Below are 26,181 nucleotides of genomic sequence, written 5' to 3' on the forward strand. Positions count from 1 at the left end.
ATGATCCTCACTGTCGCCACCACGCCCTTCGAGGGCCAGAAGCCCGGCACCTCCGGCCTGCGCAAGAAGGTGCCCGTTTTCGCAAAGCCGCATTATGCGGAGAACTTCATCCAGTCGATCTTCGACTCGCTCGAGGGCTTTGAGGGTCGGACGCTGGTGATCGGCGGTGATGGCCGCTATTTCAACAGCCAAGTCATCCAGACGGCGATCCGCATGGCGGCAGCCAATGGCTTCGGCCGCGTGATGGTGGGTCAGAACGGGCTGCTCTCGACACCCGCGGCCTCAAACCTGATCCGCAAGTACAAGGCCTTCGGCGGCATCATCCTGTCCGCCAGCCACAATCCCGGCGGGCCCGATGGCGATTTCGGCATCAAGTACAATGCCGGGAATGGCGGGCCAGCGCCGGAGAAGCTGACGGATGCGATCTACGCGCGCACGAAGACGATCGGCAGCTATCGCATCGCCACATCGCCGGACGTCGATCTCGGCCGCATCGGCGAAACGCGGCTGGGCTCGATGGCCGTGCAGGTGGCCGATCCGGTCACCGACTATGCCCAGCTGATGCAGGCGCTGTTCGATTTCGATGCGATCCGCGCGCTGATCGCCACCGGCTTCACCATGAAGTTCGATGCGATGGGGGCGATCACCGGGCCCTACGCGCACCGCATCCTCGAGGACATGCTGGGCTTTCCGAGGGGCACGGTGATGAACGGCACGCCCCTTCCCGATTTCGGCGGGCATCACCCGGACCCGAACCTCGTCCATGCGAAGGAACTCGTCGGCCTCGTGATGCCGGAGAGCGGGCCGGACTTCGGCGCGGCGTCCGATGGCGATGGCGACCGCAACCTGATCATCGGGCGCGGCATGTATGTGACGCCGTCCGACTCGCTCGCCATCCTCGCCGCCAATGCGACGCTGACGCCCGGTTACGCCAAGGGGCTCGCCGGCATCGCGCGCTCCATGCCGACGAGCTGTGCGGCGGACCGCGTGGCGGAGAAGCTTGGGATCGGCGCCTACGAGACGCCGACCGGCTGGAAGTTTTTCGGCAACCTGCTCGATGCGGGGAAGGCCACGCTCTGCGGCGAGGAGAGCTTCGGCACGGGCTCCAACCATGTGCGGGAGAAGGACGGGCTCTGGGCGGTGCTGATGTGGCTCAACATTCTGGCCAGGCGCCGCGAGAGCGTTGCCGGCATCGTGCGGAAGCACTGGGCGGAATATGGGCGGAACTTCTATTCGCGGCATGATTACGAAGAGGTCGATGCGGAAGCGGCCAACGGCCTGATGACGGCGCTGCGCGGGAAGCTGCCCGCGCTTGTGGGACAGCATGGTATCGCCACGGCGGATGACTTTGCCTATGACGACCCGGTCGATGGCTCGCGCACCACGAAGCAGGGCATCCGGCTGATCTTCGCTGACGGCTCGCGCATCATCTATCGCCTGTCGGGCACGGGCACCGCGGGGGCGACACTGCGCGTCTACATCGAGCGCTATGAGCCGGATGCCCGCCGCCACGCGATCGAGACGCAAGAGGCGCTGGCCGGTCTCATCGTGCTGTCGCGCTCCATCGCCGGGATCGAGCAGCGCACCGGACGCGCCGCGCCGACGGTGATCACCTGACAGAGGCTGCCCAACCCTTTCCACTCGGCGTGACGCCCTCGGCCGGGGGGGCGAATGCCGCCGTGGTGTCGCGCCATGCGACGCGGATTTTCGTCTCGCTGTTCGAGGGCGGCACGGAGGTGGCGCGGGCGCAGCTCACGCAGCGGCTGGGCGATGTGCACTACGGTTTCGTGCCGGGGCTGGTGGCCGGTACGCTGTATGGCCTGCGTGCAGAGGGGCCTTGGGCGCCGGAGCGGGGCCTTCGCTTCGATGCGGAGAAGCTGCTGCTCGACCCCTATGCGACGCGCATCAGCGCGCCGTTCCGTCATCTGCCGGAGCTGATGCAGCGGGGGGCGGAGACGCAGCACCTCGTGCCGAAGGCCATCGCCGGGCATGTGCCGGCCGATGCGGTGACGCTGCCGCCGCAGCGGCCGCAATTCATCTATGAAGTGCCGGTGCGGGCATTCACCATGCGGCATGCGCAAGTGCCGCAAGAGAAGCGCGGCACGGTGGCGGCGCTGGCCGAACCCGTCATCATCGGCCATCTGAAGCGTCTTGGCGCCGACACGGTGGAGCTGATGCCGCTCGCCGCCTTCATCGACGAGCGCCACCTGCCCGCCCTCGGGCTGTCCAATGCCTGGGGCTACAATCCCGTGAGCTTCCTCGCCCCCGATCCGCGGCTGGCGCCAGGCGGGCTCGCCGAGATCCGGGCCACGGTCGATGCGCTGCATGCGGCGGGGATCCGCGTGGTGCTGGACGTGGTTCTGAACCACACGGGCGAGAGCGACGCGCAGGGCGCCACCCTGTCGCTGCGCGGGCTCGACGAGGCGCTCTATTACCGGCGCGCAGGCGAGCAGCTCATCAACGACACCGGCTGCGGCAATACGCTGGCGCTCGATGAGCCCGCCGTGCTGCGGCTTGCGATGGATGCGCTCAGGAGCTGGGCCCAGCGCACGGGGCTCGACGGTTTCCGTTTCGACCTCGCAACCGTGATGGGGCGGACGGCCTCCGGTTTTTCCGCCGCTGCCCCATTGCTCGCCGCCATCGAGCAGGACCCGTTGCTCTCACGCCTCATCATGATCGCCGAGCCGTGGGACGTGGGTCCGGGCGGCTATCGGCTCGGGCACTTCCCGGCGCGCTGGCAGGAGTGGAACGACAGATACCGCGACGAGGTGCGGCGCTTCTGGCGCGGCGATGCCGGGGCCGGAGCCTTCGCCACGCGCATCGCGGGCTCGTCGGACGTGTTCGGCGGCCATCGCCCGCCCTCTGCCGGCATCAACTTCGTGGCGGCGCATGACGGCTTCACCCTGCGCGATTGCGTGACTTACGCCGCGAAGGACAACCATGCCAATGGCGAGGACAACCGCGACGGCAACTCCCACGAGCCAAGCTGGCCCGGCGGCGATGCCCGCGCACTGCTGGCGACACTGTTCCTCTCGCGCGGCACGCCGATGCTCACGGCCGGCGACGAGTTCGGCCGCAGCCAGCGCGGCAACAACAATGCCTATGCGCAGGACAACGCGATCACCTGGCTCGACTGGGCGAAGGCAGACCAGCGGCTCGTTGGTTTCACCACGGCACTCGTTCAGCTGCGCCGCACGCTGGCGCCGTTCTTCGCCGACCAGTTCCTGACGGCGGAGACGGCGCAGTGGTTCGGCGCCGATGGCGGGGCGATAGACTGGCAGGATGGCGGTGCGCCGGTTCTGGGCCTCCTGCTCACGGCGGGGACGCGGCGCATCGCGCTCGTCTTCAACCGCGGCGCTCCGCGTGCGGCGGCATTGCCGGTGCGCGGTGGCCGGCGCTGGGCGCGGCTGTTCTGCTCCGCCGAGGGGGACGAGCTTCCCGCACGTTCGGTCGCGGTCTTCGCGGAGGAGCGCATCGCGGCGGCGGGTGTTGCGGATGAGGAGGTCGCGGCGCTGGCGCGGGCGGCCGGCATTGAGCCTGAATGGTGGGAGGTCGATGGCACGCACCACCAGGTGAGCCTCGACACGCAGCGGGCGCTGCTCTCCGCAATGGGGCTCAGCTTCGCGACGGGAGACGACATCGAGCACGCGCAGGCGCTGCTGGCGCGGCCAAAGCCGGTGATCGCCAGCCCCGGCGCCTGTTTCGTGCCGGAGGACATTGCGCAGGGATGCCGCGTCTTCGGGTTGGCCTCGCACCTCTATGCGCTGCGGCATGGAAGGAGCGAGGGGATCGGGGATTTCGCGACGCTGGAGCGGTTTGCGGAGCTGACGGCGCGCATCGGCGGGCGCTATGCGGGGCTCAACCCACTGCACCACATGTTCCCCTCCGACCGCAGCCGGGCGAGCCCCTACCAGCCGTCGGACCGGCATTATGTCGACCCGATCTATATCTCCATCGCGCGACTGCTGGACACGCTCCCGCTGCCGCGCACGGCGGCGCTGGCGCAAGACGCGCGCGCGGGTTTCGCGCAGCTCGACCAGCTGCGCAATGTGGATTATCCGGCGGTGTGGGCGGCCAAGGCGCGGCTGCTGGAGAGCGCCTTTGCGGAATTCACCGGCAGCCCCGCCTTCGATGCCTTCGTGGCGGCGGGGGGCGACCAGCTGGCGGCGCATGGACGCTTCGAGGCGGAGCGGATGGGCGAGCAGCCTGCACCGCAGCGCATCGCCTATCGCGCCTTCCTGCAATGGGTGGCGGACGCCCAGCTGGCGGACGCGGCGCGGCGCCGGAACCTTTATGGCGACCTCGCCCTTGGCTGTGCCTTCGACGGGGGCGAGCTGGCGGCGAACCGGGAGGCCTTCGCCTCGGGTGTATCCATCGGGGCTCCGCCCGATCCGTTTTCCGAAGCGGGCCAGGTGTGGAACCTGCCGCCCTTTTCGCCACTCGCGCTCGACGCCCTGGGGATGGAGCCGATGCGCCGGGTGATTGCCGCCAACATGCGCCATGCCACGGCGCTGCGCATCGATCATGTGCTGGGCTTCGCGCGGCAGTTCTGGGTGCCGCAAGGGGCGGAAGGCCGCTTCGGGGCCTATGTGCGCTTCTCCCTCGACGCACTGATCGCGGTGACGGCCATCGAAAGCCAGCGAAACCGGTGCCTCGTCGTCGGCGAAGACCTCGGCACGGTGCCGGAGGGTTTGCGGGACAAGCTCGCGGCGGCGAAGATCTTCTCCTACCGCGTGCTGTGGTTCGAGCGCGAGGGGCTGGGCTTCAAGCCCGCCACTGCCTATCCGCCGCAGGCGCTCGCCTGCCTCGCCTCGCATGACCTGCCGACCTTCATGGGCTGGCGCGCGGGACGCGACATCGAGATTGCACAGGCCATCGGCCAGATCGATGCGGCAGAGGTAGCCGCGCGCAAGGCGGCACGCCGCGAGGAAGTGCGGCTGCTGGGCGAGCGCACCGGATATACAGGCGCCGATGAGATTGAGGCCAGCGCGGCAACGCATCGCTTCGTGGCCGGCACGCCATCGCAGATCATGCTGGTGCAGGCGGATGATCTTGCGGGCGAGACCGGCCCCCTCAACCTGCCCGGCACCGACACGGAATGGCCCAACTGGCGCCGCCGCGTGCAGGCGCCGGTGGAAGAACTGGCGGAGACCCCACTGGCAGAGGCAATCCTCACGGCTGTGAAAGAGGAGCGCGAGACATGAAGCGCCGCGTGACGATCGAGACGGTGGAGCCGCTCTCCCACCGCTGGGCGAAGCTCGACCGCTATACCATCCGTTATACGCGGAGCGACGGCCGCGAGGACGTGCTGATGCGGGAGGTGCACGACCATGGGCATGGCGCGGCCGTGCTGCCCTATGACGCCAAGCGCGGCACGGTGCTGCTGGTGCGGCAATTTCGCGTTCCCGCTTTTCTGCACGATGGCGATGGCTTCATCATCGAAGCCTGCGCGGGCCTGCTCGATGGCGATGATCCCGCGCACTGCGCCAAGCGGGAGGCGGAAGAGGAGCTGGGCGTGCACCTCGCCAGCCTGCGCTTCATGACCACCGTGTACAGCTCGCCCGGCGCAGTGACCGAGCGCATCTCGCTGTTCATTGCGGATTATGACCACGACGCGCGCATTGGCGTGGGCGGTGGCCATGCCCACGAAGGCGAAGACATCGAGGTTCTGGAAATGCCCTTCGACGGGATGCGCCGCATGGTGCAGGAGGGGCGGATCGCCGATGCCAAGACGGTGCTGCTCAGCTTGTTCCTCGAGCGTGAACTTGGCCTTCCGCCGTTGTGACGCCATCGGGACGGATCACGCGCAGCGTTCCGGCATCCCAGCTGACGCCGAAGCGCGCACCGGCGAAGAGCGGGGCCAGGCAGCGATAGTCGAAGCGCTGCGGCACATCGCCCAGCTTCTCCGCCGCGAGATTGAGCATCAGAACCGCCTGCAGGGGCCCGTGCACCAGCAGGTCCGGATAGCCTTCTTCCCGCGCATGGCGCAGGTCATAGTGGATGCGATGGCCGTTGAAGGTGAAGGCCGAGAATCGGAAGAGAAGCAGCGGCGTTGCATCGACCTGCCAGTCGGCCTTGATGTTTACTGCCGGCCCCACGGGCGGCACGCCCTCGCGGGGCGGATCGCGGAAGACCAGGTCCTGCCGCTCACGTATGGCGGTGCCCTCGCCATCGGCAATGCCGTGCTCCACCGACACGAGATACATGCCGCCGCTGCTGCCCTGCTTGAAACTGACATCACTGATCGCCGAGGTGCGGATGACCGTTGCGCCCTGGCGCAAGGGGCGCAGCATCTCGATGGAGCCACCAGCCCACATGCGCCGCGGCTGCGGGATTGGCGGCAGGAAGAGTCCTTTAAGCTCCGCGCCGTCCGGCCCCGTTTCGTCCGCTTTGGGCAAGGCGGGTGCAAGACCGAAGTGCAGGCCGGGCGGCGCGATGCGGTCTCCCGGTTCGAAGAGGAAGGGCGCCAGGGTGGCGTCGAATTCGTCGAAGAGCCGCTGGGTGAGCGTGTCGGCACGCGTGACGCTGCGGCCGACCCAGTCGCGGAAATCATCAGCCATCAATGAGACCTCGGGCGGCGCGGGATGTCGTCATGCATCATCGGCGAAGGATAGGGCTTGGCGCCTGGCCGCTTCAAGTGGACATGCCCGCGTGTTATGCCACGGGAACACACGGGGGAAAGGGATGAAGACGCCAAAGAAGATCCTGAACGATCCGCGCCGCGCCACCGCGGAGATGATGGAAGGCCTGGTGCTGGGCTATGACGGCAAGGTGGGCAAGGTGGAGGGGCATGGCGCCTTCTTCCTGAAGTGGATCCCCGGCGGCAAGGTGGCGCTGCTGGTGGGCGGCGGCAGCGGGCATGAGCCGATCTTCGGCGGCTTCCTCGGGCAGAACCTGGCGGATGGCGCGGCGGCGGGTGAGGTCTTCACCTCACCCTCGCCGCAGACGATCTGCGAGGCTGCGCGCGCCATCCACCGCGGCAAGGGCGTGGTCTTCGTCTATGGCAATTATTCCGGCGACAACATGAACTTCGACATGGCCGCCGAATTCCTGGCCGCCGAGGGCATCGAGACACGCACCATCAGGGTGCGTGACGACGTGGCGGTGGGCGCACCCGGCCGGCCGGACGAGCGGCGCGGCATCGCGGGCGATGTGTTCGTGATCAAGATCGCGGGCGGTGCGGCGGCGGAGTTGACTGATCTGGACGAGGTGGCGCGCGTGGCGGCGAAGGCGGAGGCCAATACGCGCTCGATGGGCGTTGCGGTGTCGCCCGGCTCCTTGCCGGAATCCGGCAAGCCCACCTTCGAGCTCGGCGACGACGAGATCGAGATCGGCATGGGGGCGCATGGCGAGAAGGGTGTTGCGCGGCAGAAGCTGACTACGGCGGATGACATCGTGGACCAGATGATGGCGCCAATCCTGCGCGACCTGCCTTACGCGCGCGGCGACGAGGTGGCGCTGCTCATCAACAACCTCGGCGCAACGACCATGTTCGAACTGCTGATCGCCAACCGGCGGGTGCGGCAGATCCTGGCGCGCGAGGGAATTGCCGTGCACAAAAGCTTCGTGGGGTCGTGGCTCACGTCACAGGAGATGGCGGGCTTCTCGATCTCGCTGATGAGGCTCGATGCGGAGCTGAAGCATTATCTCGATCTGCCGGCTTCGAGCTTCGGGTTCAGTTCACTCTGACGTCTTCTTGTCGCGTTTGCGTCTTCTCCCGCTTCAGCGGGAGAGGAACAAGAAGCTCAGCAGCTGCCATCCAGCTTGTTGATCGCCTCGACATTCGCCGCAGATGCGCCCTTGGGGTCGAACTCCGATGCGAGCCATGTATCCACGATGGCCTTCGCCAGTTCGGGGCCGATGACGCGGGCGCCCATGGTGATGATCTGAGCGTTGTTGGATTTCGCTGCGCGCTCGGCTGAATAGGTGTCATGTGTGAGGGCCGCGCGGATGCCCGGCACCTTGTTGGCGGAGATGCACACACCGATGCCGGTGCCGCAGATCAGGATGCCGCGCTGATACTCCCCATCCTTCACCTTGTGGGCGAGGCTGGCGGAAAGATCGGCATAAAAGCCCTGCTGGCTGAGGTTGGTGACCTGGAGGTCGGGCTTCGACTTCAGATGCGCCTCGATGACGTCCAGGAGCGGCTTTCCGGCGCTATCGGCGCCCACGGCGATCTTCATGCTGTTTCTCCCAATCTCTGTGTGACGGCGTCGATGATGCCGATATAGCCCGCGGGGTCCCAGGCGGACCTTCCGATGAAGAGCCCATCAATATCCGGCATGCTCGCCAGATCGCAACAGTTCTGCCGGTTGACGCTGCCGCCATAGAGAATGGGGAGCGGCTGGCCCGTGATCTCCGCCGTGAGGGCTTTCAGCTTCGCGTGCTGGGCGTTGGCGAAGCCCGGGCCGGCGGGGATGCCGCCCTCGCCGATAGACCACACGGGCTCATAGGCGATGACGACATTGCCGGGTGCTGACTTGCCAACGTCGCGGAGCGCGTAGCGCGTCTGCTTCGCCAGCACGTCAGCCGTGGCGCCAACTTCATACTCGCTGCGCGTGTCGCCGATGCAGACGAGGGCGATCAGGCCGTGCTTCACGGCAGCGGCAACCTTTTTCGAGACCGTCTCGTCCGTCTCGCCAAAATGCGTGCGGCGCTCGCTGTGGCCGAGCTCGACGAGCGTGGCGCCGCAGTCCTTCACCATCAAGGCCGAGACCTCGCCGGTCCACGCGCCCTGATCGGCCCAGTGCATGTTCTGCGCACCGGTAATGACGCGCGTGCTGGAGAGAATGTCCGCCACTTCGGCGATATAGGGGAAGGGCGGGATGACGAAGAGCTGGGCCTTCGTGGTGTTCGCAAAGGGCGATGCCTTCAGCGCTTCGGCAAAGGCGCGCGCTCCCGCGCGCGTCTTGTTCATTTTCCAGCTGGTGCCGATCCACGGCGTCTTCATCAGTTGTATCCCGTCTTGGTGTAGGGCGCCCAATAGGCAACGGACTCGCGGATCGCCGCCACTACGCTGCGGTCGGTGGGTTCGCGCTCGCGGAAGGCGAGCTCGAGGCAGAGCTCGTTGTCGGTGCCGCCGCCCGCCTTCACCGCGGCGATGAGCGTCTCCGGCGTGATGCGGCCGTTCTCGTTGTATTGCGCGGTGAAGGGCCAGTGGCCGCCCTTGTTCATGGTCGACTGCTTGATGTGGATGATGGGCGACTGGGTGGCGAAATCCTTCGCCCAGGCGAAGGGATCGACGTCAGCTGGATTCGGCGAGGTGACGTCGCCGTGGTCGATGTCGACCATGGGCTTCAACGGGATCGGCAGCTGCGCCGCATCGATCCAGTCCTGCAGCGCTTGCGTGTCCTTCAGCGTGTGGCCCAGTTCGCGGCCCACCGACATGGGTTCCCAGAACAGCCAGGCGAGGCCGCGCGACTTCGCATGCTCCGCCACATCGCGCCAGCAGTCGAGCGCAATCTTCATCAGCTCATCGCGTCGGCCGAGGTCGTCGTAGTCCTTGAAGGTGAAGATGCCGAACTGCGTGCCGATGGCGGGTGCGCCGAGATCGGCGGCGATGTCCGCCATCCCCTTGAACCAGCCGGCATAGTATTGCCGAACCTCCGCGTCCGGATGGGCGAAGTGGTTTAGGCGGCCATAGGGGCCGGTCATGATCGAGGTGATCTGCGCCCGCTTGCTGGCACAGGCCTTCGCCATGCGGCCGGTGAGGCGCTTGACGGTCGCGGGTTTCCAGGACGGGTTGATGAACTCATGCACCAGCTGGATGTGGCCGATGCCCACCTCGTCAGCCAGCGTCGCAATCAGGTCCTCGGGTTCCGCGAAGCGGTTCACGAAGGGGTTGGTGTTGACCGAGAGTGAAAATCCCATGCCTGGAGGTCCATGCCTGCAAATCCATGCCCACAACCATGCGCCGGATCAGGCTGTCCTGCCAGCGCAACGCCCGCTTCTATCGCGGGCGGAGCTTATCTGGAAGATATCTTACCTAGAGAAGAACTTTTCACGAGCCAAAGCAAGCGGCGCGTGGCCGCCTGCCCTGGCCCGGCCTTCCAGGTTAGGGCCTGCGGAACTGGCCGAAGTTCCACACGGGAGCGCCACCGATCACCAGGCGCATGTCTGAAACGTCAGGCAACTGCCGGAACTCCGCCTCGTCGAGGGAAAACACGATGCGGTTGGCGGCCCCCGCGACGAAACGCGACCAACGGAATGCCCTGTCGCCGATATACAGGGTGGGAAGCGAATCCATCACTGGAAAGCGGCGCGTGGAGGCGAGTTCGATCTCCACCACGCCGGCCTGACCGGCACCGCTGCGCGTGGCGGATTCTGGAACGGCCGGCCTGACCGCCACAACCTGGTTGTTTTCCCAGGCGGGAGGCAAAGCCCTGCTCGCCGCCGGGACGGAGCCTGCCGCGGTCCGCGGCGGCGCGGTGGAGAGCGGGGCCTCCGCCCGAACCAGCCTCACATTGCCCAGCGAGACGAGGCCGCTGGGAGTCTCGTCGAAGACGAACCGCACCCCGCGAAACTGGGACATGTCGGCTCCCCCAAAGGCCGAGAGGGGTATGCGCACCGTCTGGAAGACGGAGTTGTCCGGGGCCGGAATGGCGCTCACGGGACGGTAAACGAGGGCCACCGAGGAGAGCTTGACCGGAGCCGAAGGGTTTCCCGCTCCGGTCACCAGCCGCACAGAGAAATCGACGTCTCCGGCCGGGTTCATTTTCTGATCGCACAGCGAGTCATGGCATTCGAGCTTCACCCGGAACTCAAGGGCTTTGAAGGCGGCCGTGTTCACGCGGAGCGGCATTCTGGAGGCATTGACCTGCAGATAGGCGTCCGGCGTAGACCAGCCTACGAGGGCGGCGCGCTGTGAGCGGTCATGGCTCGGGCCGGCGCCGCTATGCATATACTGCGTCAGGCGATAAGGGGTATTCGCCACGCCGCGACTGGATCTTCCGGTCTTCCCCCTGAAATCGTCGATCACGAAGTTTGCCACCCTCCGAAGATTGGCCGTGTGGCCGCGGGCATAGGCAGCAATCTCCGTAAGCTCCGGCGGCAGGGGCCGCGACGGATCGAAGCGATCGGCCAGCGCGCCCAGTTTTACCGCGCCCACATGAGCGCGGAAAAATGGAATGACGGTGTTCTCCGCCGTGCTGCGCTGCGGAGCCGAGCCGGGATAGGGCGGGAACAGCGGTGTATGGCCGGCGCACTCGCCGGCATCCGACACCTGCCATTCGGTGTTGTAAAAATTATGGTTCGCGCCGAACACCTCGAAGCTAGACTTCGGCAAGACCTGCTTTTCGGCGCTGCGCATGATCATGCGGTCGAAGGGTCTCACGCCCTGAAGATCGTAAACATCGCCGTCGCACCCGGGCAGCAGCACATTCCACGCCACCCCCTCGGCATCGAGCGTGCGCGCGGTCTGGCCGTCGACCGGGCCGATCTCGAACAGCGCCTCGAAATTGACCGGTCCGATGCGCTTCGGCCATGGGCTTTTCAAATCGCGATACCGCGCGAGGGCGGCGCGCATGCCCTCGCCGCCGCGCGAATGCCCGAGGAGCCCGACGTGACCGAAGTCGATCAGGCCCTGCAAGCTGAAACCCAGACCTGCCGGCGTGGCGGCGCGGCCCGCGTTCCAGTCGGCAAGCTGCTGCAGATGGCGGAGCACGAGGCGCCCACGCCGCAGGTTCAGGCCAAAGTCGCCTCGCAAACCATCGGCGCCGGTGACACCGCGATTGGCATTGATCGACACAACGACGTAGCCCTGCGCCGCAAGCTTGGCGGCGAGGTAGTCATAGCCGCGATGGTTTGGCGTGGGCACGTAACCCTCGGGGCAGGTGCCCGAAAAAGTGTAGTCGATGCGGTCGTCGATGCGGATTCCCAGCTCTGGATCGACTCTGCCGCAGGTGCCGTGGTTGCCGTGCAGAAAACCAGAAGCGGATAGCGCCCGCTGGCGCTGGGGCGAAACACCGCGGCCCAGAGCTCCGTCTTCACATTGACAGCTACTGAAGAATCGAAAGCGGCTGGCAACTTGTATTCGCCCACGAGAAAGGCCGGGTTATCTTCAGCCGTCCGCGCGCCTGCGGCGGCGGAGCCGGACAAGAGGGCAGCCAGACACAGGAGAACCCAGCAAAGGCGCGTGGCCGTGTTCGGGGCGGAACACGTTGAAAAAGACGGATCGCGCATCGGGAACTCCGAGAACAGTGGGAAACAATATCGAATAAACATATCTCTCCGAGGTGTAGAAGGACAAGGCTTTTCTCTACGTCTCGATTTTCCGGCGGCCCTCCAATCGGCCCTAACACCGCCCGGCCGGATCCTGGGCCGTCCGTGCTGCACTGCACCACCGAATTCGGTTGACGCCACGCCGCATCTGAAAAATATTGCACCTCAAGAAAAAATTTGCACACGCCAAATGGGAAGACGTTGACGCTGTACCAGCCAGCCCCTCAGGTGGATGAGGAGGCCGCACTCGCGGCCCGCGCCGCGTGGCTGCATTTCGCAGGCGGCAAGACGCAAGGCGAAGTCGCCGAGCTGCTGGGCGTTCAGAGCACCAAGGCGCACCGGCTGATCGCGCGGGCGCGTGCCGATGGCCTCATCCGCGTCTTCGTCGAGGGCCCGATCTCCGGCTGCATCGCGCTCGAAGAAAAGCTCAAGGCCGATTACGGCCTCGCCTTCTGCGAGGTGGTGCCCAACATCGATGAAGGTTCACTGCCGCTGCGGACGCTGGGCATGGCGGGCGCGCGCTATCTGCGCAACCTCATTGAGGCGGGCAAGTACCGCATGATCGGCATGGGGCATGGGCGCACCCTGGCGGCCGCCGTCGATCTGATGCCGGGCGTTGCCGCGCACAAGACGAAATTCGTGTCGCTCCTGGGCGGCCTCACCCGGCGCTTCGCGGCGAGTCCCTTCGACGTGATCCACCGCCTGGCCGAGCGCACCGCGGCGGAAGCCTATGTGATGCCGGTGCCGTTCTTCGCCAACAGCGAGAAGGACCGCCAGGTTCTGGAGGCGCAATATGGCGTCTCCGGCGTCATCGCCATGGCCAGGGAGGCGGAACTCTACATCGCCGGTATCGGCGAGGTGGACGCCAAGAGCTTCATCGCCACCGCCGGCATGGTGGACGAGGAGGACGTCGACGAGGTGATGAAGACCGGCGCCTGCGCCGAGCTCCTCGGCCACTTCTTCAACGAACATGGCGAGCACCTGCCAAACTCGGTGTCCGCGCGCGCCATGGCGCCGCGCTTCGCCGGCCTGAAGAGCCACCGGATCGTCGCCCTTGCCGGCGGCACATCGAAAACTCGGGCCATCCGCGCCATTCTGGCGCACGGACTTCTTTTCGGCCTGATCACCGACGAGGCGACCGCCAAGCGCCTCGTCTCCCTGAAACCGGGACGTGAGCCCGGCAAGAAGAACGGAAAACCCGCGCCGGGCTAACAAAGAAGACCCACAACCAAAACGGAGGAATGGGAATGTTCGAGAAAGAAAAGGGCCTCTTCGACGCCTTCGTGGCGAAGAAGATCAGCCGCCGCGAAGTGATCAATGGTGCAGGCAAGCTGGGCCTTTCGGCCTCGATGGCCGGCATGTTCCTGACCCAGGCGCAGACCCGCGCCATGGCCGCCGACTTCGACTGGATGAAGCACAAGGGCACGAAGCTCAAGCTTCTGCTCAACAAGCATCCTTATGCCGATGCCATGATCGCCAATATCCAGGCCTTCAAGGACATGACCGGCATGGACGTCTCGTGGGACATCTTCCCCGAGGACGTCTATTTCGACAAGGTGACGGCGGCGCTGTCCTCGGGCTCGACCGAGTATGACGCCTTCATGACCGGCGCCTACATGACCTGGACCTATGGTCCGGCCGGCTGGATCACCGACTTGAACGAGTTCATCAAGGACCCGGCCAAGACCAATCCCAACTATAATTGGGAAGACGTGCTGCCAGGCCTGCGGGCTTCCACCTCGTGGAACGGCGTGCCAGGCGGCGAGCTGGGCTCCGCAGATGCCAAGCAGTGGTGCATCCCGTGGGGCTTCGAGCTCAACAACATCGCCTACAACAAGACGATGTTCGACAAGGCGGGCGTGCAGCCGCCGAAGAACATCGGCGAGATGATCGAAGTCTCGGCCAAGCTCACGAAGGACCTCGGCGGGCCTTATGGCATCGGCGTGCGCGGCTCGCGCAGCTGGGCCACCATCCACCCGGGCTTCCTCTCCGGCTATGCCAACTTCGGGGAGAGGGACTTCAACGTCACCGGCGGCAAGCTGAAGGCGGCGATGAACTCGGCGGGATCCAAGTCCTATCACAAGGACTGGGTCAAGATGATCCAGGACTCAGGGCCGAAGAACTGGTCGACCTACACCTGGTACCAGGTCGGCACGGACCTGGGCGCCGGCGCCTCCGCCATGATCTTCGATGCCGACATTCTCGGCTACTTCATGAACGGCGGCGACAACAAGGAGAAGGGCAATCTCGGCTTTGCGCCGTTCGCGGCCAACCCGGCGGCGGCGGCCCCGACGCCCAATGTGTGGATCTGGTCGCTGGCCATGAACAATGCCGGCGCCCAGAAGGACGCCACATGGTATTTCCTGCAGTGGGCAACCTCCGTCGAGCACGACCTGTTCGGCGCCCGCAAGATGGACTTCGTCAACCCCGTCCGCGCCTCCGTCTGGAAAGACGAGGAGTTCCGCGCCCGCATCGACAAGTCCTATCCGGGCTACCTCAACCAGTACGAAGTCTCCGCGCCGGGCGCGAAGATCTACTTCACCGCCCAGCCGCTGTTCTTCGACCTCACCACGCTGTGGGCGGAAAACCTGCAGAAGATGGTGGCCAAGGAAATCGCGGTCGACGAAGGCCTCGACGCGATGGCCGCCGAAATGGACAAGAAGCTGGTTGAAGCCGGCCTCGGTTAAGTAACTGACTGGCGCGCGGGGCAGCCGTCTCCCTGCGGAACCCCGCGCGCTTTTCCGTCTCCACCGTCCCACCGCCGAATTCCGGGTCCCCCGAATGACAGCCGCCGCCACAGAGATGCAGAGCCCCGTAAAGCAGAGCCGCTTCATGCGCCGGGCGCTTCCCTACATCCTGTCGCTCCCTGCACTGCTGATGTGCATCGGGATCCTCATTCCGTTCTTCACCGCCGTCTATTATTCGATGCTGCGCTACCGGATGAACCTGCCCGCCATGAAGGGCTTCATCTGGTTCCAGAACTACATCAACTTCTTCACCGACCCGAAATTCTGGAACACCGTCTACATCTCGCTCACCTATGCCTTCCTAACCGTGAGCCTCGAACTGCTGCTCGGCCTCGCCATTGCACTGCTCCTGCAGCGGCCGTCGCGCTTCAACAACATCGCCTCGATCCTGCTGTTGCTGCCGCTGATGACGGCGCCGGCGCTGGCCGCGCTGATGTGGAAGCTGATGACGAATCCGGGCTTCGGCGTGCTGAGCTATCTGCTCTCGGTGATCGGCATCCAAGACTTCAAGTGGGCGTCGGACCCTGACACCGCCCTCTTCACCGTCGTGCTCGTCGACATGTGGGTCTACACACCCTTCATCATGATCCTGCTGCTGGCAGGCCTGCGCTCGCTGCCCAAGGCTCCCTTCGAGGCCGCCGCACTCGACGGCGTGCCGCGGAGCTTCGTATTCTTCCGCATCACGCTGCCCATGCTCATGCCCTATATCATCACGGCCACACTCTTCCGCCTGCTCGACTCGATCCAGCAATTCGACATCATCTATGCGATGACGCAGGGCGGGCCCGGCGACAAGCTCCTCGTATTCCAGGTGCAAGCCTATCTCGACTTCTTTCAGGCCACCAATGTCGGCCGGTCGGCGGCGCTCATGATCATCCTCTGGGCGATCACCTATGCGCTGTCGAATGTCTTCATCAAACAGTGGCTGAAACTGCGCGAACGCGCCCACGGAGCGCATTGACACCCATGGACCATTCATCAAGCCTCGAGAAAATCCTGCGCAGCGTGGCGATCACGCTGGTGCTCATTTTCTTCCTCTTCCCCATCGCCTGGATCTTCCTCATGTCGCTCCAGACCAATGAGACGATCCTGCGCATTCCGCCGTCGCTGGCTTTCACGCCGATCATCGACAATTACACGGCCCTCATCACCGGCCAGCTCAGGACCGCGGCGGGCAGCCTGCAGCTGAACTTCATGCAAAACATGTTCAACTCTGTGCTGCTCTCCGTCTGCTCGGTGGCGCTCTCGCTGGTGCTGGGCGTGCCGGCGGCCTATGCCTTTGCGCGCTTCAAGTTCCGGCTGGGCGAGGACATCGCCTTCACGCTGCTGTCCTTCCGCTTCGCGCCGGCGCTTCTCGTGCTGCTTCCTCTGAGCCTCTATTTCAAGACGCTGGGGCTGACCAACACCTATATCGGGCTCATCTGGGTCTATCAGCTGATCTGCCTGCCGCTTATTCTGTGGATCGTGCGCGGCTATTTCGAGGACATCAGCCCCGATATAGAGCATGCCTATCGCATTGCCGGCAACAGCTGGTGGAAGACCTTCACGAGGATATCGATCCCGCTGGCCAAGCCCGGCATCGCGGCGGCGGGCTTGCTCGCCTTCATCTTCGCCTGGAACAATTTCGTCTTCGCGCTGATCCTGGCCTCCGCCGACAAGCAGCCGGTGACGGTGGGCGCACTTGCCTTCGTCACCGCATCGGGCATCCAGTATGGCCAGATCGCGGCGGCCATCATCATCTCCATCACGCCCACGCTGGCGCTGGCACTCTATGCGCAGCGCTATCTCGTCGAGGGGCTTTCCATGGGTGCGGTGAAGGGATGAGCCAGCTTGCCATCACGTCGCTCGCCAAGTCCTACGGCGCCCTCAAGGTCTTCGATGGCTTGAACCTCGAAGCCGATGCCGGCGAGATTGTCGTGATCTTCGGCGGCTCCGGCGCCGGCAAGACCATCCTGCTGCGGCTGATCGCAGGCGTGGAGGAGCCGACGGCGGGTTCAATCGAGATCGGCGGGCATGACGTGGCCGACATTGCGCCTGAGCACCGCGGCGTGGGCATGGCCTTCCAGAACTTCGCGCTGTTCCCGCACATGAATGCATCGGACAACATCGCGACGCCGCTGCGCGCCGCGGGGGCGGATGAGAGCAAGGTTGCTGTGGGCGTTGCCAAGGTGGCGAAGCTCCTCAAGATCGACCATGTGCTGAACCATTCCCCGCGCGAGCTTTCCAACGGCCAGAAGCAGCGCACGGCGCTGGCCCGCGCGCTGGCGGCGAGCCCCAAGATCCTGCTGCTGGACGACCCGCTGCGCAATGTCGACGCCAAGCTGCGCTTCGAAATGCGGCTGGAGCTGCCGCGCCTCCTGCGCCAGTCGGGCGCCACGGTTCTCTACGTGACGCAGGACTACAAGGAGGCCATGGCGCTGGCCGACCGCATCGCGGTTCTGGCCAATGGCCAGTTCGTGCAGACGGCCACACCAGAAGACATCTACATGCGCCCGGCGACGCTCGGCGTGGCCCGGCTGTTCGGCGACCCCTCGATTAACACCGCCGATACGGTGATCGAAACTGAAGGCGGTACCCATGTGATGCTGGGCGGCACGCGGGTTCCGCTGGCCGATGGCTATCGCGGCTTCGCCGGCCGCGAGGTGATCTTCGGTGTCAGGCCCGAATCGGTCGAGATCGGTTCGACCGGCGTCGAGGCTGAGGTGATCGCCGTGACGCCGCTCAACGAGCGCACGGTGCTGCTGCTGCAGAATCCCAATGGCTGGGAGTTCCTCGCATCGCTGCCCTCCACCGCCAGCAACATTCCGGAGGCCGGCGCGAAAGTGAAGGCCAGCTTCGCTGCCGCCGGCACCCATATCTTTGACCGCCAGACGGGTGAGCGCCTCCATGGCTGAGCTCGGCATCGCGAAGGTCGACAAGATCTACCATTCCCGCAAAGGCGACGTGCATGCCGTGAGGGCGCTGGACCTGGTCGTGAAGCCGGGCGAGATCGTGGCGCTGCTGGGGTCCTCCGGCTGTGGCAAAACTTCGACGCTGCGCATGATCGCGGGCTTCGAGGAAGTGTCCAACGGCTCGATCACGCTGGGAGGCAAGCCGATCCACACGCTGCCCCCCGCGGCGCGCGGGGTGGCCATGGCCTTCGAGGCCTATTCGCTCTACCCGCCGCTCACCATCGGCGAGAACATGTCCTTCGCACTCAAGTCCTCGAAGCTGCCGCAGGCGGAGCAGGACAAGCGCGTGAAGGCCATGGCCGGGATGTTGGAGATCGCGGATATCCTGAACAAGTATCCCACCTCCGTGTCGGGCGGGCAGCAGCAGCGCGCCAGCCTGGGCCGCGCGCTGGTGCGCGATGCGGGGCTCTATCTGCTCGACGAGCCGATGGGGCAGCTCGAGCCGCAGCTGCGCGCCGTGCTGCGCGGGCGCATCAAGCATTACCTGCGCGAACACAAATGCACGACCATCCTGGTGACCCACGACCAAACAGAGGCCAATGCGCTGGCCGACCGCATCGCGGTGATGGAAGGCGGCGTGCTGCAGCAATACGCAACGCCCGCCGAGCTCAAGGCGCGGCCCGCCAACCTGTTCACCGGCACATTCATCGGCGAGCCGCCAATGAATGTGTTCACGGCTGATGCGAAGGTGTCCAGCGATACCGTGGCCTTCGGCGTCGAGGGTGGCGCGACACTGACCTATCCCGCGGCGGATTTCTCGCAGAGCCTGCGCGAGATGCTTGCGCGCACACCCAGGATTGCGCTGGGCATTCGCCCGCATGCGCTGCACCTGGGCGACGGGCCGGTGAAGGGCAAGGTCATGGCCTGCCAGTGGCTGGGCGACCAGACGCATGTGGCCGTGGACGTCGCTGGACGCACCGTCGTCTCCGTGTCGCAAGAGCGCGTGTCACGTGCGCCGGGCAGCGACGTGGCGCTCACCGTCGCGGCGGGAGACCTGCATCTGTTCGAGACCTCCTCCGGCAAGGCCATCGCCCATGGAGGTACGCTGGCATGACGGACGGCGTGCTGATCGGCATCGATGCCGGCACCTCGGTCATCAAGTCCGTGGCCTTCACGGTGACGGGCGAGCAGATTGCCGCCGCCGCGATCCCGAACCGCTACCAGACCTTCCCCGATGGCGGCGCGGAACAGGACATGGCGCGCACCTGGACCGATACCGCCGCGACGCTAAAAGAACTTTCCGGCAAGGTGCCGAACCTGCGCGAGCGCCTCATCGCCATTTCGGTTACGGGCCAGGGCGACGGCATGTGGCTGATCGACAAGGCGGGCGACCCCGTGGCGCCGGCCTGGCTGTGGCTTGACGCGCGCTCCGCCGCCATCACCGAAGACTTCGTCGCTGGCCCGCATCATGCCGCTCATTACCGGCGCACGGGCACGGGCGTGAATGCCTGCCAGATGAGCATGCAGCTGGTGTGGATGACGCGCAACCGGCCGGACCTGCTGGCGCGCGCCGCCACCGCCTTCCACTGCAAGGACTGGCTCTATTTCAAACTGACGGGCGACCGCCGCACAGACCCGTCGGAAGCGAACTTCACCTTCGGCCAATATGCGACGCGCAATTACCAGCCAGACGTGCTGGACGTGCTCGGCGCGCCGGATGCGAAGTCGCTGCTGCCGGAGATCGTGGATGGCGTGCAGGTGGCGGGCGCGCTCACGGCAGACGCCGCTGCACTCACCGGGTTGAAAGCAGGAACGCCGATCACGCTCGGCTATGTGGACGTGCTGTGCACCGGGCTCGGCGGCGGGCTCTATGACCCGAAGGGCGAGACCGGCTGCACCATCGTCGGCTCCACCGGCATGCACATGAAGATCGCGCCGGGCGCCCAGCACGTGAAGCTCAATGCCGAACTTTCCGGCTACACCATGTGTTTCCCGGTACCGGGCATGTATGCGCAGATCCAGTCCAACATGGCGTCGACCCTCAACATCGACTGGCTGCTGGATGTGGGGCGCGATGTGCTGGCCATGCAAGGCGTGGAGCGCTCGCGCGGCGACCTGCTCGAGGGCCTCGACGGGCGCATCATGAAGGCGAAGCCGGCGCGGGCGATCTATCATCCTTACATTTCGCAGGCGGGCGAGCGCGGGCCGGTGATGGAACCCGCCGCGCGCGCCATGTTCACCGGGCTCGAGCTCGGCATGGGCTTTGCCGGCCTGATGCGCAGCGTGTTCGAGGGCCTGTGCTTCGCCTCGCGCGATTGCTATTCGGCGATGGGCGATATTCCGCGCGAGGTGCGTGTCACCGGCGGCGCCGCACGCTCCCAGGCGTTGCGCGTGATCCTCGCCAGTGTCCTCAAAGCGCCGGTGCGCAGCGTGCAGCGCGAGGAGGCCGGAGCCGCCGGCGCCGCCATGATGGCCGCTGTGCAGCAGAAGCTTTACCCCGGCATGGATGCCTGTGTCGCGCAATGGGTGAACCCGCTCTTGGGCGCCGTGACCGCGCCCGATCCGTCGCTGACCGCCCGCTATGACGGGGCCTTCGGCCTCTACAAGGAAACCCGTGAAAGAATGCGCCCCATCTGGCGCGCCATGGCGGCCAATCGTGCTTCGTAAGATCTCCGTCATCGGCGACCGCTTCATGCTCTCCTCCATGTTCGAGGAGGCGCTGCGCGAACGCTGCCGCCTGTTCGATCTCGATATCCGCACCCACGACATGCCCTGGCCCGACGAGCCGATGGAGCATGGCTATGCGGTGAAGGGCATGGACGGGCTGAAGGAATATATGGGCAGTGCCGACGAGGTGGTGGCGTTGACGGGCGATGCCGAGATCCTGGTGACGCAGCTGGCGCCGCTGTCCGCCTCCATCATGGACCGGCTGCCGAACCTCAAATTCGTCGCGGTGTCGCGCGGCGGCCCTGTCAACATCGACATGGCGGCGGCGCGGGAGCGTGGCATCACGGTTGTCAACACGCCGGGGCGCAATGCCTCCGCCGTTGCCGAATTCACCATCGGCGCCATCCTCAACGAGACGCGCAAGATCACCCAGGGCCATGACGCGCTGCGCCGCGGCGAGTGGCGCGGCGACCTCTACCGCGCCGACCTCACCGGCCAGGAGCTTTCCGAGATGACGGTGGGACTCATCGGCTATGGCGAGGTGGGACGGCGCGTCGTCAAGTTTCTGAAGGTCTTCGGCTGCCGCATCCTGGTGAGCGACCCTTACGTGCAGTTGACAGCGGATGACCTGAACGATGGCGTGATCCAGTGTTCGCTGGATCGTGTTCTGGCCGAGTCTGACGTGGTGTCGCTCCACCCGCGCGTGACGGCGGAGACGGCGAAGATGATCAACAAGGACACGCTGGCGCAAATGAAGGACGGCGCCTATCTCATCAACACGGCGCGCGGGCCCTTGATGAATTATGACGACGTCTACGAGGCGCTGGTCTCTGGCAAGCTCAAGGGCGCGATGCTGGAGACTTTCGACGTCGAACCCGTGCCGCCGGACAACCGCTTCCTGAAGCTCCCCAACGTGACGCTGACGCCGCATATCGCCGGGGCGTCGGTCAAGACGGTGAGCTATGCCGCGGGCCTCACGGCGGAAGAAGTGCGCCGCTATCTGGCGGGAGAGCCCGCTCTCAACAGGTGCTGACGGGTTCCGGGCCATGCAGGAGCTGAAGCCGGTGGATCTGGTCGTCATCGGGGGCGGTGTCAACGGGGCCGGCATCGCACGCGATGCCGCGGGCCGGGGATTATCGGTCATCCTGTGCGAGAAGGACGACCTGGCGCAGGGCACCTCCTCGCGTTCCGGCAAGCTGATCCACGGCGGCTTGCGCTATCTCGAATACTATGAATTCCGCCTGGTGCGCGAGGCGCTGATCGAGCGCGAGGTGCTGCTCAATGCGGCCCCCCACATCGTTTGGCCCATGCGGTTCGTGCTGCCGCATTCGCCGGAGCAGCGGCCGGCCTGGCTCGTGCGGCTCGGCCTGTTCCTTTACGACCATCTGGGCGGCCGCAGGAAGCTTCCCGGCTGCCGCAACATCGATTTGCGGCGCGGCCCCGAGGGCAAGCCGATTCGCCCGGAATTCACCCGCGCCTTCGAATATTCGGACTGCTGGGTGGATGATGCGCGGCTCGTGTCGCTCAACGCGCTCGACGCGAAGGAGCGTGGCGCCATGGTGATGACGCGCACCGCGGCCACCGCGGCGCGCCGCGAGGATGGTGCGTGGGAGGTGGAATTCACCGCCTCCGATGGCACGCAGTCGAAGGTGCGCGCCAAGGCCATCGCCAATGCGGCGGGGCCGTGGGTTGAGACTGTGATCAACGGCGTCGCCGGTTCCAACTCGCCGCGCCGCGTGCGCCTCGTCAAGGGCAGCCACATCATTGTCCGCAAATTCTGGGAAGGCCCGCAGGCTTATCTGTTCCAGAACGACGACAAGCGCGTGATCTTCGTCAACCCTTACGAAGGCGGCATGGCGCTGATCGGCACCACCGACATTCCTTACGAGGGGCGGGCGGAAGACGTGGCGATCGACGAGAAGGAGACGGACTACCTTCTCGCCGCCATCAACCGCTATCTCAAGGCGCCGGTCACGAGGGACCAAGTGATCCATGCCATCTCCGGCGTGCGCCCGCTCTATGACGACAATGCCGAGAACCCCTCCGCGGTGACGCGCGACTATGTGTTCGACGTGACGGGCGAGCCACCCATGCTGTCGGTGTTCGGCGGCAAGATCACCACCTACCGCAAGCTTGCCGAGCATGCGTTGGAGAAGCTGAAGCCTTTCTTCCCCGCCATGAAGGATGCGTGGACCGCAACAGCACCGCTGCCGGGCGGCGATATGCCGGATGCGGATTTCGAGCGCTTCCTCGGCGACCTGCGAAAGGCCAATCCATGGTTGCCGGAGAAAGTCGCGCATCACTATGCGCGGCTCTACGGCACGCGGACGAAGGAGCTGCTGAACGGCGCGCGCGGCATGCCCGGCCTCGGCCAGCATTTCGGCGGGCTGCTGTACAAGGCGGAGATCGACTACCTCCGCAGGGCGGAGTGGGCGCGGACGGCGGACGACGTTTTGGACCGGCGCACCAAGCATGGGCTGCACATCACGGCGGAGCAGCGCGCTGCGGTGCAGAGCTACATGGGTGGCTGAATTTCCCCTCGCGCGTGACGGTGGTTTGTGGAACCATGCCCGGCCATGAGCAGTGACGACGAAGGCAGCGGCGGCGGCCGCATGATCGCCTGGCGGCTGGAACGGCTGGCCCGCGTGATGCGCGCGCGTGAGCATGAGGGCGGGATGACGCCCGCCCAACGCGAGGCGCTGCGTTATCTCGTACGCGCCAACCGCTTCTCCAACACTCCCGGCGCGCTGACGCGCTATCTCGGCGCCACCAAGGGAACGGTGTCGCAGACGGTGATGGCGCTGGAGCGCAAAGGCTACGTAGCCAAGGCGGAGCGCAATGCGCGCAAGGCGGTTCACCTGTCGCTGACGGAGAAGGGACTCAGCGCCCTCGGCAACGACCCCTGGACCGAACTCGCGGCAGAGGCCGAGGAGCTGGGCGGCAAGACCAAGCGCCGCATGCAGCGTGGGCTCGAGCAGCTGCTGGAGCGTGAGTTGACGCGCGCCGGGTTGGCGGGCTTCGGCGTGTGCGCGAGCTGCCGCTTTTTCCGCGAGAAGGGCCGGGAGGGAGATGCAAAGGGCCCGCATCTCTGCATGCTGTTCGAGGATGCGCTCTCGGACGAAGACGCCTGCCGCATCTGCATCGAGCACGCAGCGGCGATCTAGCGCCAGACGGGCAGGCTCGTGAGCACCGAGGCGGCGATCAGGGCGAAGCAGAGGCGGCGGAAGATTTCGGGGCTGGCGAAATGGAAGGCGCGGGAGCCGGTGAAGAGGCCCAGCGCATAGGCTGGCGCCACGAGAGCGGCGAGCCAGAGGGCTTGCGCGGTGATGATGCCGGAGACGAGATAGCTGATGAAGGTGAAAACAGTGGTGGCGCCGAAGAACAGGATGATGGAGGCGCGGATGGTGCCATGCGCCTCCTTGCCGGAAAGCCAGTAGGCAACGGCGGGCGGTCCGGTCATCTGCGCGAGGCCGCCGAAGAGCCCGGCCACAGCGCCCACCGCAGCCGTGACCGGTGCGCGCGGCGTGCCGTGGTAGCGCCAGCCGGAGACGAGGAGCAGGAGCATCGATGAGGCGAGGCCGCAGATCACCCAGCGCAGGAGAAGGGGATCGGCATGGCGCAGTATCAGGGCGCCGAGCGGCACGCCGATGATGGCGCCGGACGCCATCAACGTGACGTCGCGCCGCCTGGCCAGCATCCAGGCGCGTGGCAGGAATGCCAATGCGAGAACACCATCGGCCATCAGCAGAACGGGTGCGGCGACCGCAGGGCCCACCAACGCGCTGCCGGCTGGCATGAAGATCAAGGCCGCGCCGAAGCCCGAAAATCCGCGCGCCAGGCCCGCGATGCAGGCCACGAGCACGGTGAGGGTGAGGGTCAGGAGGCTGAAGTGATCGAAAGACGAAGGCACGGGACCCTTCATGAGCCCGTGCCCCCGAATCTGCAAGCCGGGCTCGGGTAAGGGCATCGGCGGCTGTGTGCATGGCGTGCCCCTGTGAACCGTGAAGAAAAGTGTTAAGACTGCCCACGGGGGTCCTGCAGGAATAAATGATGAAAAAGCAAATTACACATCATTGAAATGCGGTATGATTCACCATTTTCTGAAAAGAGCCCTTAGCCTTTGGTATGCTCCCCCAGCTTCGCAAGAAGGGACCGCAGGGCCCCGCCGGAATAGACCGGGGTGCTGAAGGGCAGGCGGAGAACCTCCTCGCCGCGCCGAAGATCCGCCCCGTCCGGGTCAATGGCCGCGATTTTCCAGCCCCCGGGTTCCGCCCCGAGCAGTTTCCGGGCGTAGCGCTGGATGGCGTCCTCATGGTCGTCATTCATATGCTGCACGGCACCCTCCTCCAGCGCGATCATCTCATCGGCCGAGGGGAACATCTCACCGGCGGGAATGGTTTCGATCCGGCCGAAGCCCGCCACGGCATGGGCCCGCTCGGGCTCGAGCCGCCAGAAGGCGAAATCGCCGAAGCCGGCATACATCTCCGCCGCCGGGTGGCGGGCGAGGTAGCGGCGCGATACCCGGGCGGCCTCCGCCTTGGAAAACCGGCCCATGACCGTGACGCGGGTTCCGGTCAGCGCATCGCCCGCGGACGGGAGTTCTGCCACCATGACGCTGGCGCGGGGGTCTGCCAGCAGGTTGCGGGTGTGCCAGGCGAGCGTCGAAACCAGGATGACCGGGCAACCCTGCACGTCGGTGGCGATGTTGACAAGCGAGGCATAGGGGGCGCCATCATCGGCATTAAGGGTGCCGAGCGTGGCCGCGCGGGCCCGGCGGAGCAGGTTGCGGGCCTCTTCTGCACTGAAACTTCTGCTGTTATTCATCAACATACCTCGCAATTGCGGCCGGAAGCACTTATCATGACCGCCACATTTTGTTCCAGTTCCACCCCTAGTGCCGAAGGAAGGACATCGTTGAAGGGATGAACAAGAGAATGCCCACCATTGCGCTGGTCGACGACGACCGCAACATCCTGACATCCGTTGGCATGGCGCTCGAAAACGAGGGCTACGCGGTGCAGAAATACAACGACGGCGCGGCAGCCCTGCAGGGCCTGCAGGATAATCCCCCCGACATGGCGATCTTCGACATCAAGATGCCGCGCATGGACGGGATGGAGCTGCTCCGCCGCATCCGCCAGAAGTCCGACCTGCCCGTCATCTTCCTCACCTCCAAGGACGACGAGATCGACGAGCTTTTCGGCCTCAAGATGGGGGCCGACGACTTCATCAAGAAGCCCTTCTCGCAGCGCCTGCTTGTGGAGCGCGTGAAAGCGGTGATGCGCCGTGCGGTGAACCGCGACGTGACCACTGCCCCCACCGAGGCCGCCAAGGTCATCGAACGCGGCAAGCTGGCCATGGACCCGGACCGCCATTCCTGCACCTGGGACGGAAAGCCGGTGACGCTGACGGTGACGGAATTCCTGATCCTGCAATCGCTGGCGCAGCGCCCCGGCATCGTGAAGAGCCGCGACGCGCTGATGGACGCGGCCTATGACGACCAGGTTTATGTCGACGACCGCACCATCGACAGCCACATCAAGCGGCTGCGCAAGAAATTCAACGCGGTCGATGCCGAGTTCGACGCCATCGAGACCCTCTATGGCGTGGGCTACCGCTTCAAGGAACAATAGGACCGGACCTCCGGGGCCGGTGAC

Annotated in this window: 23 protein-coding genes; 16 read left to right on the plus strand and 7 right to left on the minus strand. The window is 65.7% G+C overall.

Translation table 11 applies throughout. From position 1 onward, the window contains the following. Genes IOC82_RS09095 through IOC82_RS09105 form a run of 3 tightly spaced genes read left to right on the plus strand, consistent with a single transcriptional unit; the run spans window position 1 to window position 5,785 of the window. Complete coding sequence (locus IOC82_RS09095) at window positions 1–1,617, plus strand: alpha-D-glucose phosphate-specific phosphoglucomutase (RefSeq protein ID WP_290545865.1); 1,617 nt, start codon at window positions 1–3, stop codon at window positions 1,615–1,617. Next, a complete protein-coding gene (glgX, locus tag IOC82_RS09100; RefSeq protein WP_290545900.1) occupies window positions 1,614–5,204 on the plus strand; it encodes a glycogen debranching protein GlgX in 3,591 nt (1,196 codons plus the stop codon). The genes IOC82_RS09095 and glgX overlap by 4 nt, the downstream gene beginning before the upstream one ends. Then, window positions 5,201–5,785, plus strand: a complete 585-nt coding sequence (locus IOC82_RS09105) for an NUDIX domain-containing protein (RefSeq protein WP_290545866.1) — start codon at window positions 5,201–5,203, stop codon at window positions 5,783–5,785. Before glgX ends, IOC82_RS09105 begins: the two co-directional genes overlap by 4 nt. Here the strand turns inward: IOC82_RS09105 and IOC82_RS09110 are convergent. Beyond that, complete coding sequence (locus IOC82_RS09110) at window positions 5,742–6,560, minus strand: MaoC family dehydratase N-terminal domain-containing protein (RefSeq protein ID WP_290545867.1); 819 nt, start codon at window positions 6,558–6,560, stop codon at window positions 5,742–5,744. The genes IOC82_RS09105 and IOC82_RS09110 overlap by 44 nt on opposite strands. Before the next feature lie 124 nt (window positions 6,561–6,684). On the opposite strand from IOC82_RS09110, the gene IOC82_RS09115 reads away from it, so the two are divergent. Next, window positions 6,685–7,689: a dihydroxyacetone kinase subunit DhaK gene (locus IOC82_RS09115; protein WP_290545868.1), complete on the plus strand. Its 1,005-nt coding sequence runs from the start codon at window positions 6,685–6,687 to the stop codon at window positions 7,687–7,689. Between the two features lie 56 nt (window positions 7,690–7,745). On the opposite strand, the gene IOC82_RS09120 is transcribed toward IOC82_RS09115, so the two are convergent. From IOC82_RS09120 to IOC82_RS09135, 4 genes are all read right to left on the minus strand, one after another. Continuing rightward, complete coding sequence (locus IOC82_RS09120; protein WP_290545869.1) at window positions 7,746–8,183, minus strand: RpiB/LacA/LacB family sugar-phosphate isomerase; 438 nt, start codon at window positions 8,181–8,183, stop codon at window positions 7,746–7,748. Next, on the minus strand, window positions 8,180–8,950 hold the full coding sequence (locus tag IOC82_RS09125) for a triose-phosphate isomerase (protein WP_290545870.1): 771 nt from the start codon (window positions 8,948–8,950) through the stop codon (window positions 8,180–8,182). The genes IOC82_RS09120 and IOC82_RS09125 overlap by 4 nt, the downstream gene beginning before the upstream one ends. Next, the gene (locus tag IOC82_RS09130; RefSeq protein WP_290545871.1) at window positions 8,950–9,870 is read right to left on the minus strand and encodes a TIM barrel protein; all 921 of its coding nucleotides are present in this window, start codon (window positions 9,868–9,870) and stop codon (window positions 8,950–8,952) included. The genes IOC82_RS09125 and IOC82_RS09130 overlap by 1 nt, the downstream gene beginning before the upstream one ends. A gap of 184 nt (window positions 9,871–10,054) precedes the next feature. Continuing rightward, entirely contained in the window at window positions 10,055–11,587 is a 1,533-nt protein-coding gene (locus IOC82_RS09135) for a hypothetical protein (RefSeq protein WP_290545872.1), read from the minus strand. Here IOC82_RS09135 and IOC82_RS09140 point away from each other — a divergent pair. The 11 genes from IOC82_RS09140 to IOC82_RS09190 all read left to right on the plus strand — a co-directional run bounded on the left by IOC82_RS09140 (window position 11,561) and on the right by IOC82_RS09190 (window position 23,688). Then, window positions 11,561–11,938: a hypothetical protein gene (locus tag IOC82_RS09140; RefSeq protein WP_290545873.1), complete on the plus strand. Its 378-nt coding sequence runs from the start codon at window positions 11,561–11,563 to the stop codon at window positions 11,936–11,938. The genes IOC82_RS09135 and IOC82_RS09140 overlap by 27 nt on opposite strands. A 482-nt stretch (window positions 11,939–12,420) precedes the next feature. Beyond that, window positions 12,421–13,431 (plus strand): sugar-binding transcriptional regulator, encoded by a 1,011-nt coding sequence (locus IOC82_RS09145; protein ID WP_290545874.1) that lies wholly within the window; start codon window positions 12,421–12,423, stop codon window positions 13,429–13,431. Between the two features lie 35 nt (window positions 13,432–13,466). Then, window positions 13,467–14,906 carry an extracellular solute-binding protein gene (locus IOC82_RS09150; RefSeq protein ID WP_290545875.1) on the plus strand — a complete coding sequence of 480 codons (1,440 nt, stop codon included), beginning with the start codon at window positions 13,467–13,469 and terminating at the stop codon, window positions 14,904–14,906. Between the two features lie 115 nt (window positions 14,907–15,021). After that, complete coding sequence (locus IOC82_RS09155) at window positions 15,022–15,927, plus strand: carbohydrate ABC transporter permease (RefSeq protein ID WP_290545901.1); 906 nt, start codon at window positions 15,022–15,024, stop codon at window positions 15,925–15,927. A 5-nt stretch (window positions 15,928–15,932) separates the two neighbouring features. Continuing rightward, complete coding sequence (locus IOC82_RS09160; RefSeq protein ID WP_290545876.1) at window positions 15,933–16,790, plus strand: carbohydrate ABC transporter permease; 858 nt, start codon at window positions 15,933–15,935, stop codon at window positions 16,788–16,790. Further along, entirely contained in the window at window positions 16,787–17,860 is a 1,074-nt protein-coding gene (locus tag IOC82_RS09165; protein WP_290545877.1) for an ABC transporter ATP-binding protein, read from the plus strand. Before IOC82_RS09160 ends, IOC82_RS09165 begins: the two co-directional genes overlap by 4 nt. Beyond that, on the plus strand, window positions 17,853–18,971 hold the full coding sequence (locus IOC82_RS09170; protein WP_290545878.1) for an ABC transporter ATP-binding protein: 1,119 nt from the start codon (window positions 17,853–17,855) through the stop codon (window positions 18,969–18,971). Before IOC82_RS09165 ends, IOC82_RS09170 begins: the two co-directional genes overlap by 8 nt. Beyond that, window positions 18,968–20,524: an FGGY-family carbohydrate kinase gene (locus IOC82_RS09175; RefSeq protein ID WP_290545879.1), complete on the plus strand. Its 1,557-nt coding sequence runs from the start codon at window positions 18,968–18,970 to the stop codon at window positions 20,522–20,524. Before IOC82_RS09170 ends, IOC82_RS09175 begins: the two co-directional genes overlap by 4 nt. Continuing rightward, the gene (locus tag IOC82_RS09180) at window positions 20,514–21,557 is read left to right on the plus strand and encodes a 2-hydroxyacid dehydrogenase (RefSeq protein WP_290545880.1); all 1,044 of its coding nucleotides are present in this window, start codon (window positions 20,514–20,516) and stop codon (window positions 21,555–21,557) included. The genes IOC82_RS09175 and IOC82_RS09180 overlap by 11 nt, the downstream gene beginning before the upstream one ends. Before the next feature lie 13 nt (window positions 21,558–21,570). After that, a complete protein-coding gene (locus IOC82_RS09185; protein WP_290545881.1) occupies window positions 21,571–23,055 on the plus strand; it encodes a glycerol-3-phosphate dehydrogenase in 1,485 nt (494 codons plus the stop codon). 45 nt (window positions 23,056–23,100) lie between these two features. Continuing rightward, complete coding sequence (locus IOC82_RS09190) at window positions 23,101–23,688, plus strand: MarR family transcriptional regulator (protein WP_290545882.1); 588 nt, start codon at window positions 23,101–23,103, stop codon at window positions 23,686–23,688. Here IOC82_RS09190 and IOC82_RS09195 read toward each other — a convergent pair. Then, window positions 23,685–24,446: a sulfite exporter TauE/SafE family protein gene (locus IOC82_RS09195; RefSeq protein WP_290545883.1), complete on the minus strand. Its 762-nt coding sequence runs from the start codon at window positions 24,444–24,446 to the stop codon at window positions 23,685–23,687. The genes IOC82_RS09190 and IOC82_RS09195 overlap by 4 nt on opposite strands. A 191-nt stretch (window positions 24,447–24,637) precedes the next feature. Next, on the minus strand, window positions 24,638–25,348 hold the full coding sequence (locus IOC82_RS09200) for a HugZ family protein (RefSeq protein WP_290545884.1): 711 nt from the start codon (window positions 25,346–25,348) through the stop codon (window positions 24,638–24,640). A gap of 110 nt (window positions 25,349–25,458) precedes the next feature. Between IOC82_RS09200 and IOC82_RS09205 the strand changes: the two genes are divergently transcribed. Next, complete coding sequence (locus IOC82_RS09205) at window positions 25,459–26,157, plus strand: response regulator transcription factor (RefSeq protein WP_290545902.1); 699 nt, start codon at window positions 25,459–25,461, stop codon at window positions 26,155–26,157. Window positions 26,158–26,181 lie beyond the last annotated feature (24 nt).

It is taken from the genome of Aestuariivirga sp., from assembly GCF_020252395.1.
In the GTDB taxonomy this organism is placed as follows: domain Bacteria; phylum Pseudomonadota; class Alphaproteobacteria; order Rhizobiales; family Aestuariivirgaceae; genus Aestuariivirga.

What these genes read in the sequence shown, in the direction of transcription:
- IOC82_RS09095 (WP_290545865.1), top strand. Translation starts at nt 1, where the DNA reads ATGATCCTCACTGTCGCCACCACGCCCTTCGAGGGCCAGAAGCCCGGC.
- IOC82_RS09105 (WP_290545866.1), top strand. Translation starts at nt 5,201, where the DNA reads ATGAAGCGCCGCGTGACGATCGAGACGGTGGAGCCGCTCTCCCACCGC.
- IOC82_RS09110 (WP_290545867.1), bottom strand. Translation starts at nt 6,560, where the DNA reads ATGGCTGATGATTTCCGCGACTGGGTCGGCCGCAGCGTCACGCGTGCC.
- IOC82_RS09115 (WP_290545868.1), top strand. Translation starts at nt 6,685, where the DNA reads ATGAAGACGCCAAAGAAGATCCTGAACGATCCGCGCCGCGCCACCGCG.
- IOC82_RS09120 (WP_290545869.1), bottom strand. Translation starts at nt 8,183, where the DNA reads ATGAAGATCGCCGTGGGCGCCGATAGCGCCGGAAAGCCGCTCCTGGAC.
- IOC82_RS09125 (WP_290545870.1), bottom strand. Translation starts at nt 8,950, where the DNA reads ATGAAGACGCCGTGGATCGGCACCAGCTGGAAAATGAACAAGACGCGC.
- IOC82_RS09130 (WP_290545871.1), bottom strand. Translation starts at nt 9,870, where the DNA reads ATGGGATTTTCACTCTCGGTCAACACCAACCCCTTCGTGAACCGCTTC.
- IOC82_RS09150 (WP_290545875.1), top strand. Translation starts at nt 13,467, where the DNA reads ATGTTCGAGAAAGAAAAGGGCCTCTTCGACGCCTTCGTGGCGAAGAAG.
- IOC82_RS09155 (WP_290545901.1), top strand. Translation starts at nt 15,022, where the DNA reads ATGCAGAGCCCCGTAAAGCAGAGCCGCTTCATGCGCCGGGCGCTTCCC.
- IOC82_RS09160 (WP_290545876.1), top strand. Translation starts at nt 15,933, where the DNA reads ATGGACCATTCATCAAGCCTCGAGAAAATCCTGCGCAGCGTGGCGATC.
- IOC82_RS09165 (WP_290545877.1), top strand. Translation starts at nt 16,787, where the DNA reads ATGAGCCAGCTTGCCATCACGTCGCTCGCCAAGTCCTACGGCGCCCTC.
- IOC82_RS09170 (WP_290545878.1), top strand. Translation starts at nt 17,853, where the DNA reads ATGGCTGAGCTCGGCATCGCGAAGGTCGACAAGATCTACCATTCCCGC.
- IOC82_RS09175 (WP_290545879.1), top strand. Translation starts at nt 18,968, where the DNA reads ATGACGGACGGCGTGCTGATCGGCATCGATGCCGGCACCTCGGTCATC.
- IOC82_RS09185 (WP_290545881.1), top strand. Translation starts at nt 21,571, where the DNA reads ATGCAGGAGCTGAAGCCGGTGGATCTGGTCGTCATCGGGGGCGGTGTC.
- IOC82_RS09190 (WP_290545882.1), top strand. Translation starts at nt 23,101, where the DNA reads ATGAGCAGTGACGACGAAGGCAGCGGCGGCGGCCGCATGATCGCCTGG.
- IOC82_RS09195 (WP_290545883.1), bottom strand. Translation starts at nt 24,446, where the DNA reads ATGAAGGGTCCCGTGCCTTCGTCTTTCGATCACTTCAGCCTCCTGACC.
- IOC82_RS09200 (WP_290545884.1), bottom strand. Translation starts at nt 25,348, where the DNA reads ATGAATAACAGCAGAAGTTTCAGTGCAGAAGAGGCCCGCAACCTGCTC.
- IOC82_RS09205 (WP_290545902.1), top strand. Translation starts at nt 25,459, where the DNA reads ATGCCCACCATTGCGCTGGTCGACGACGACCGCAACATCCTGACATCC.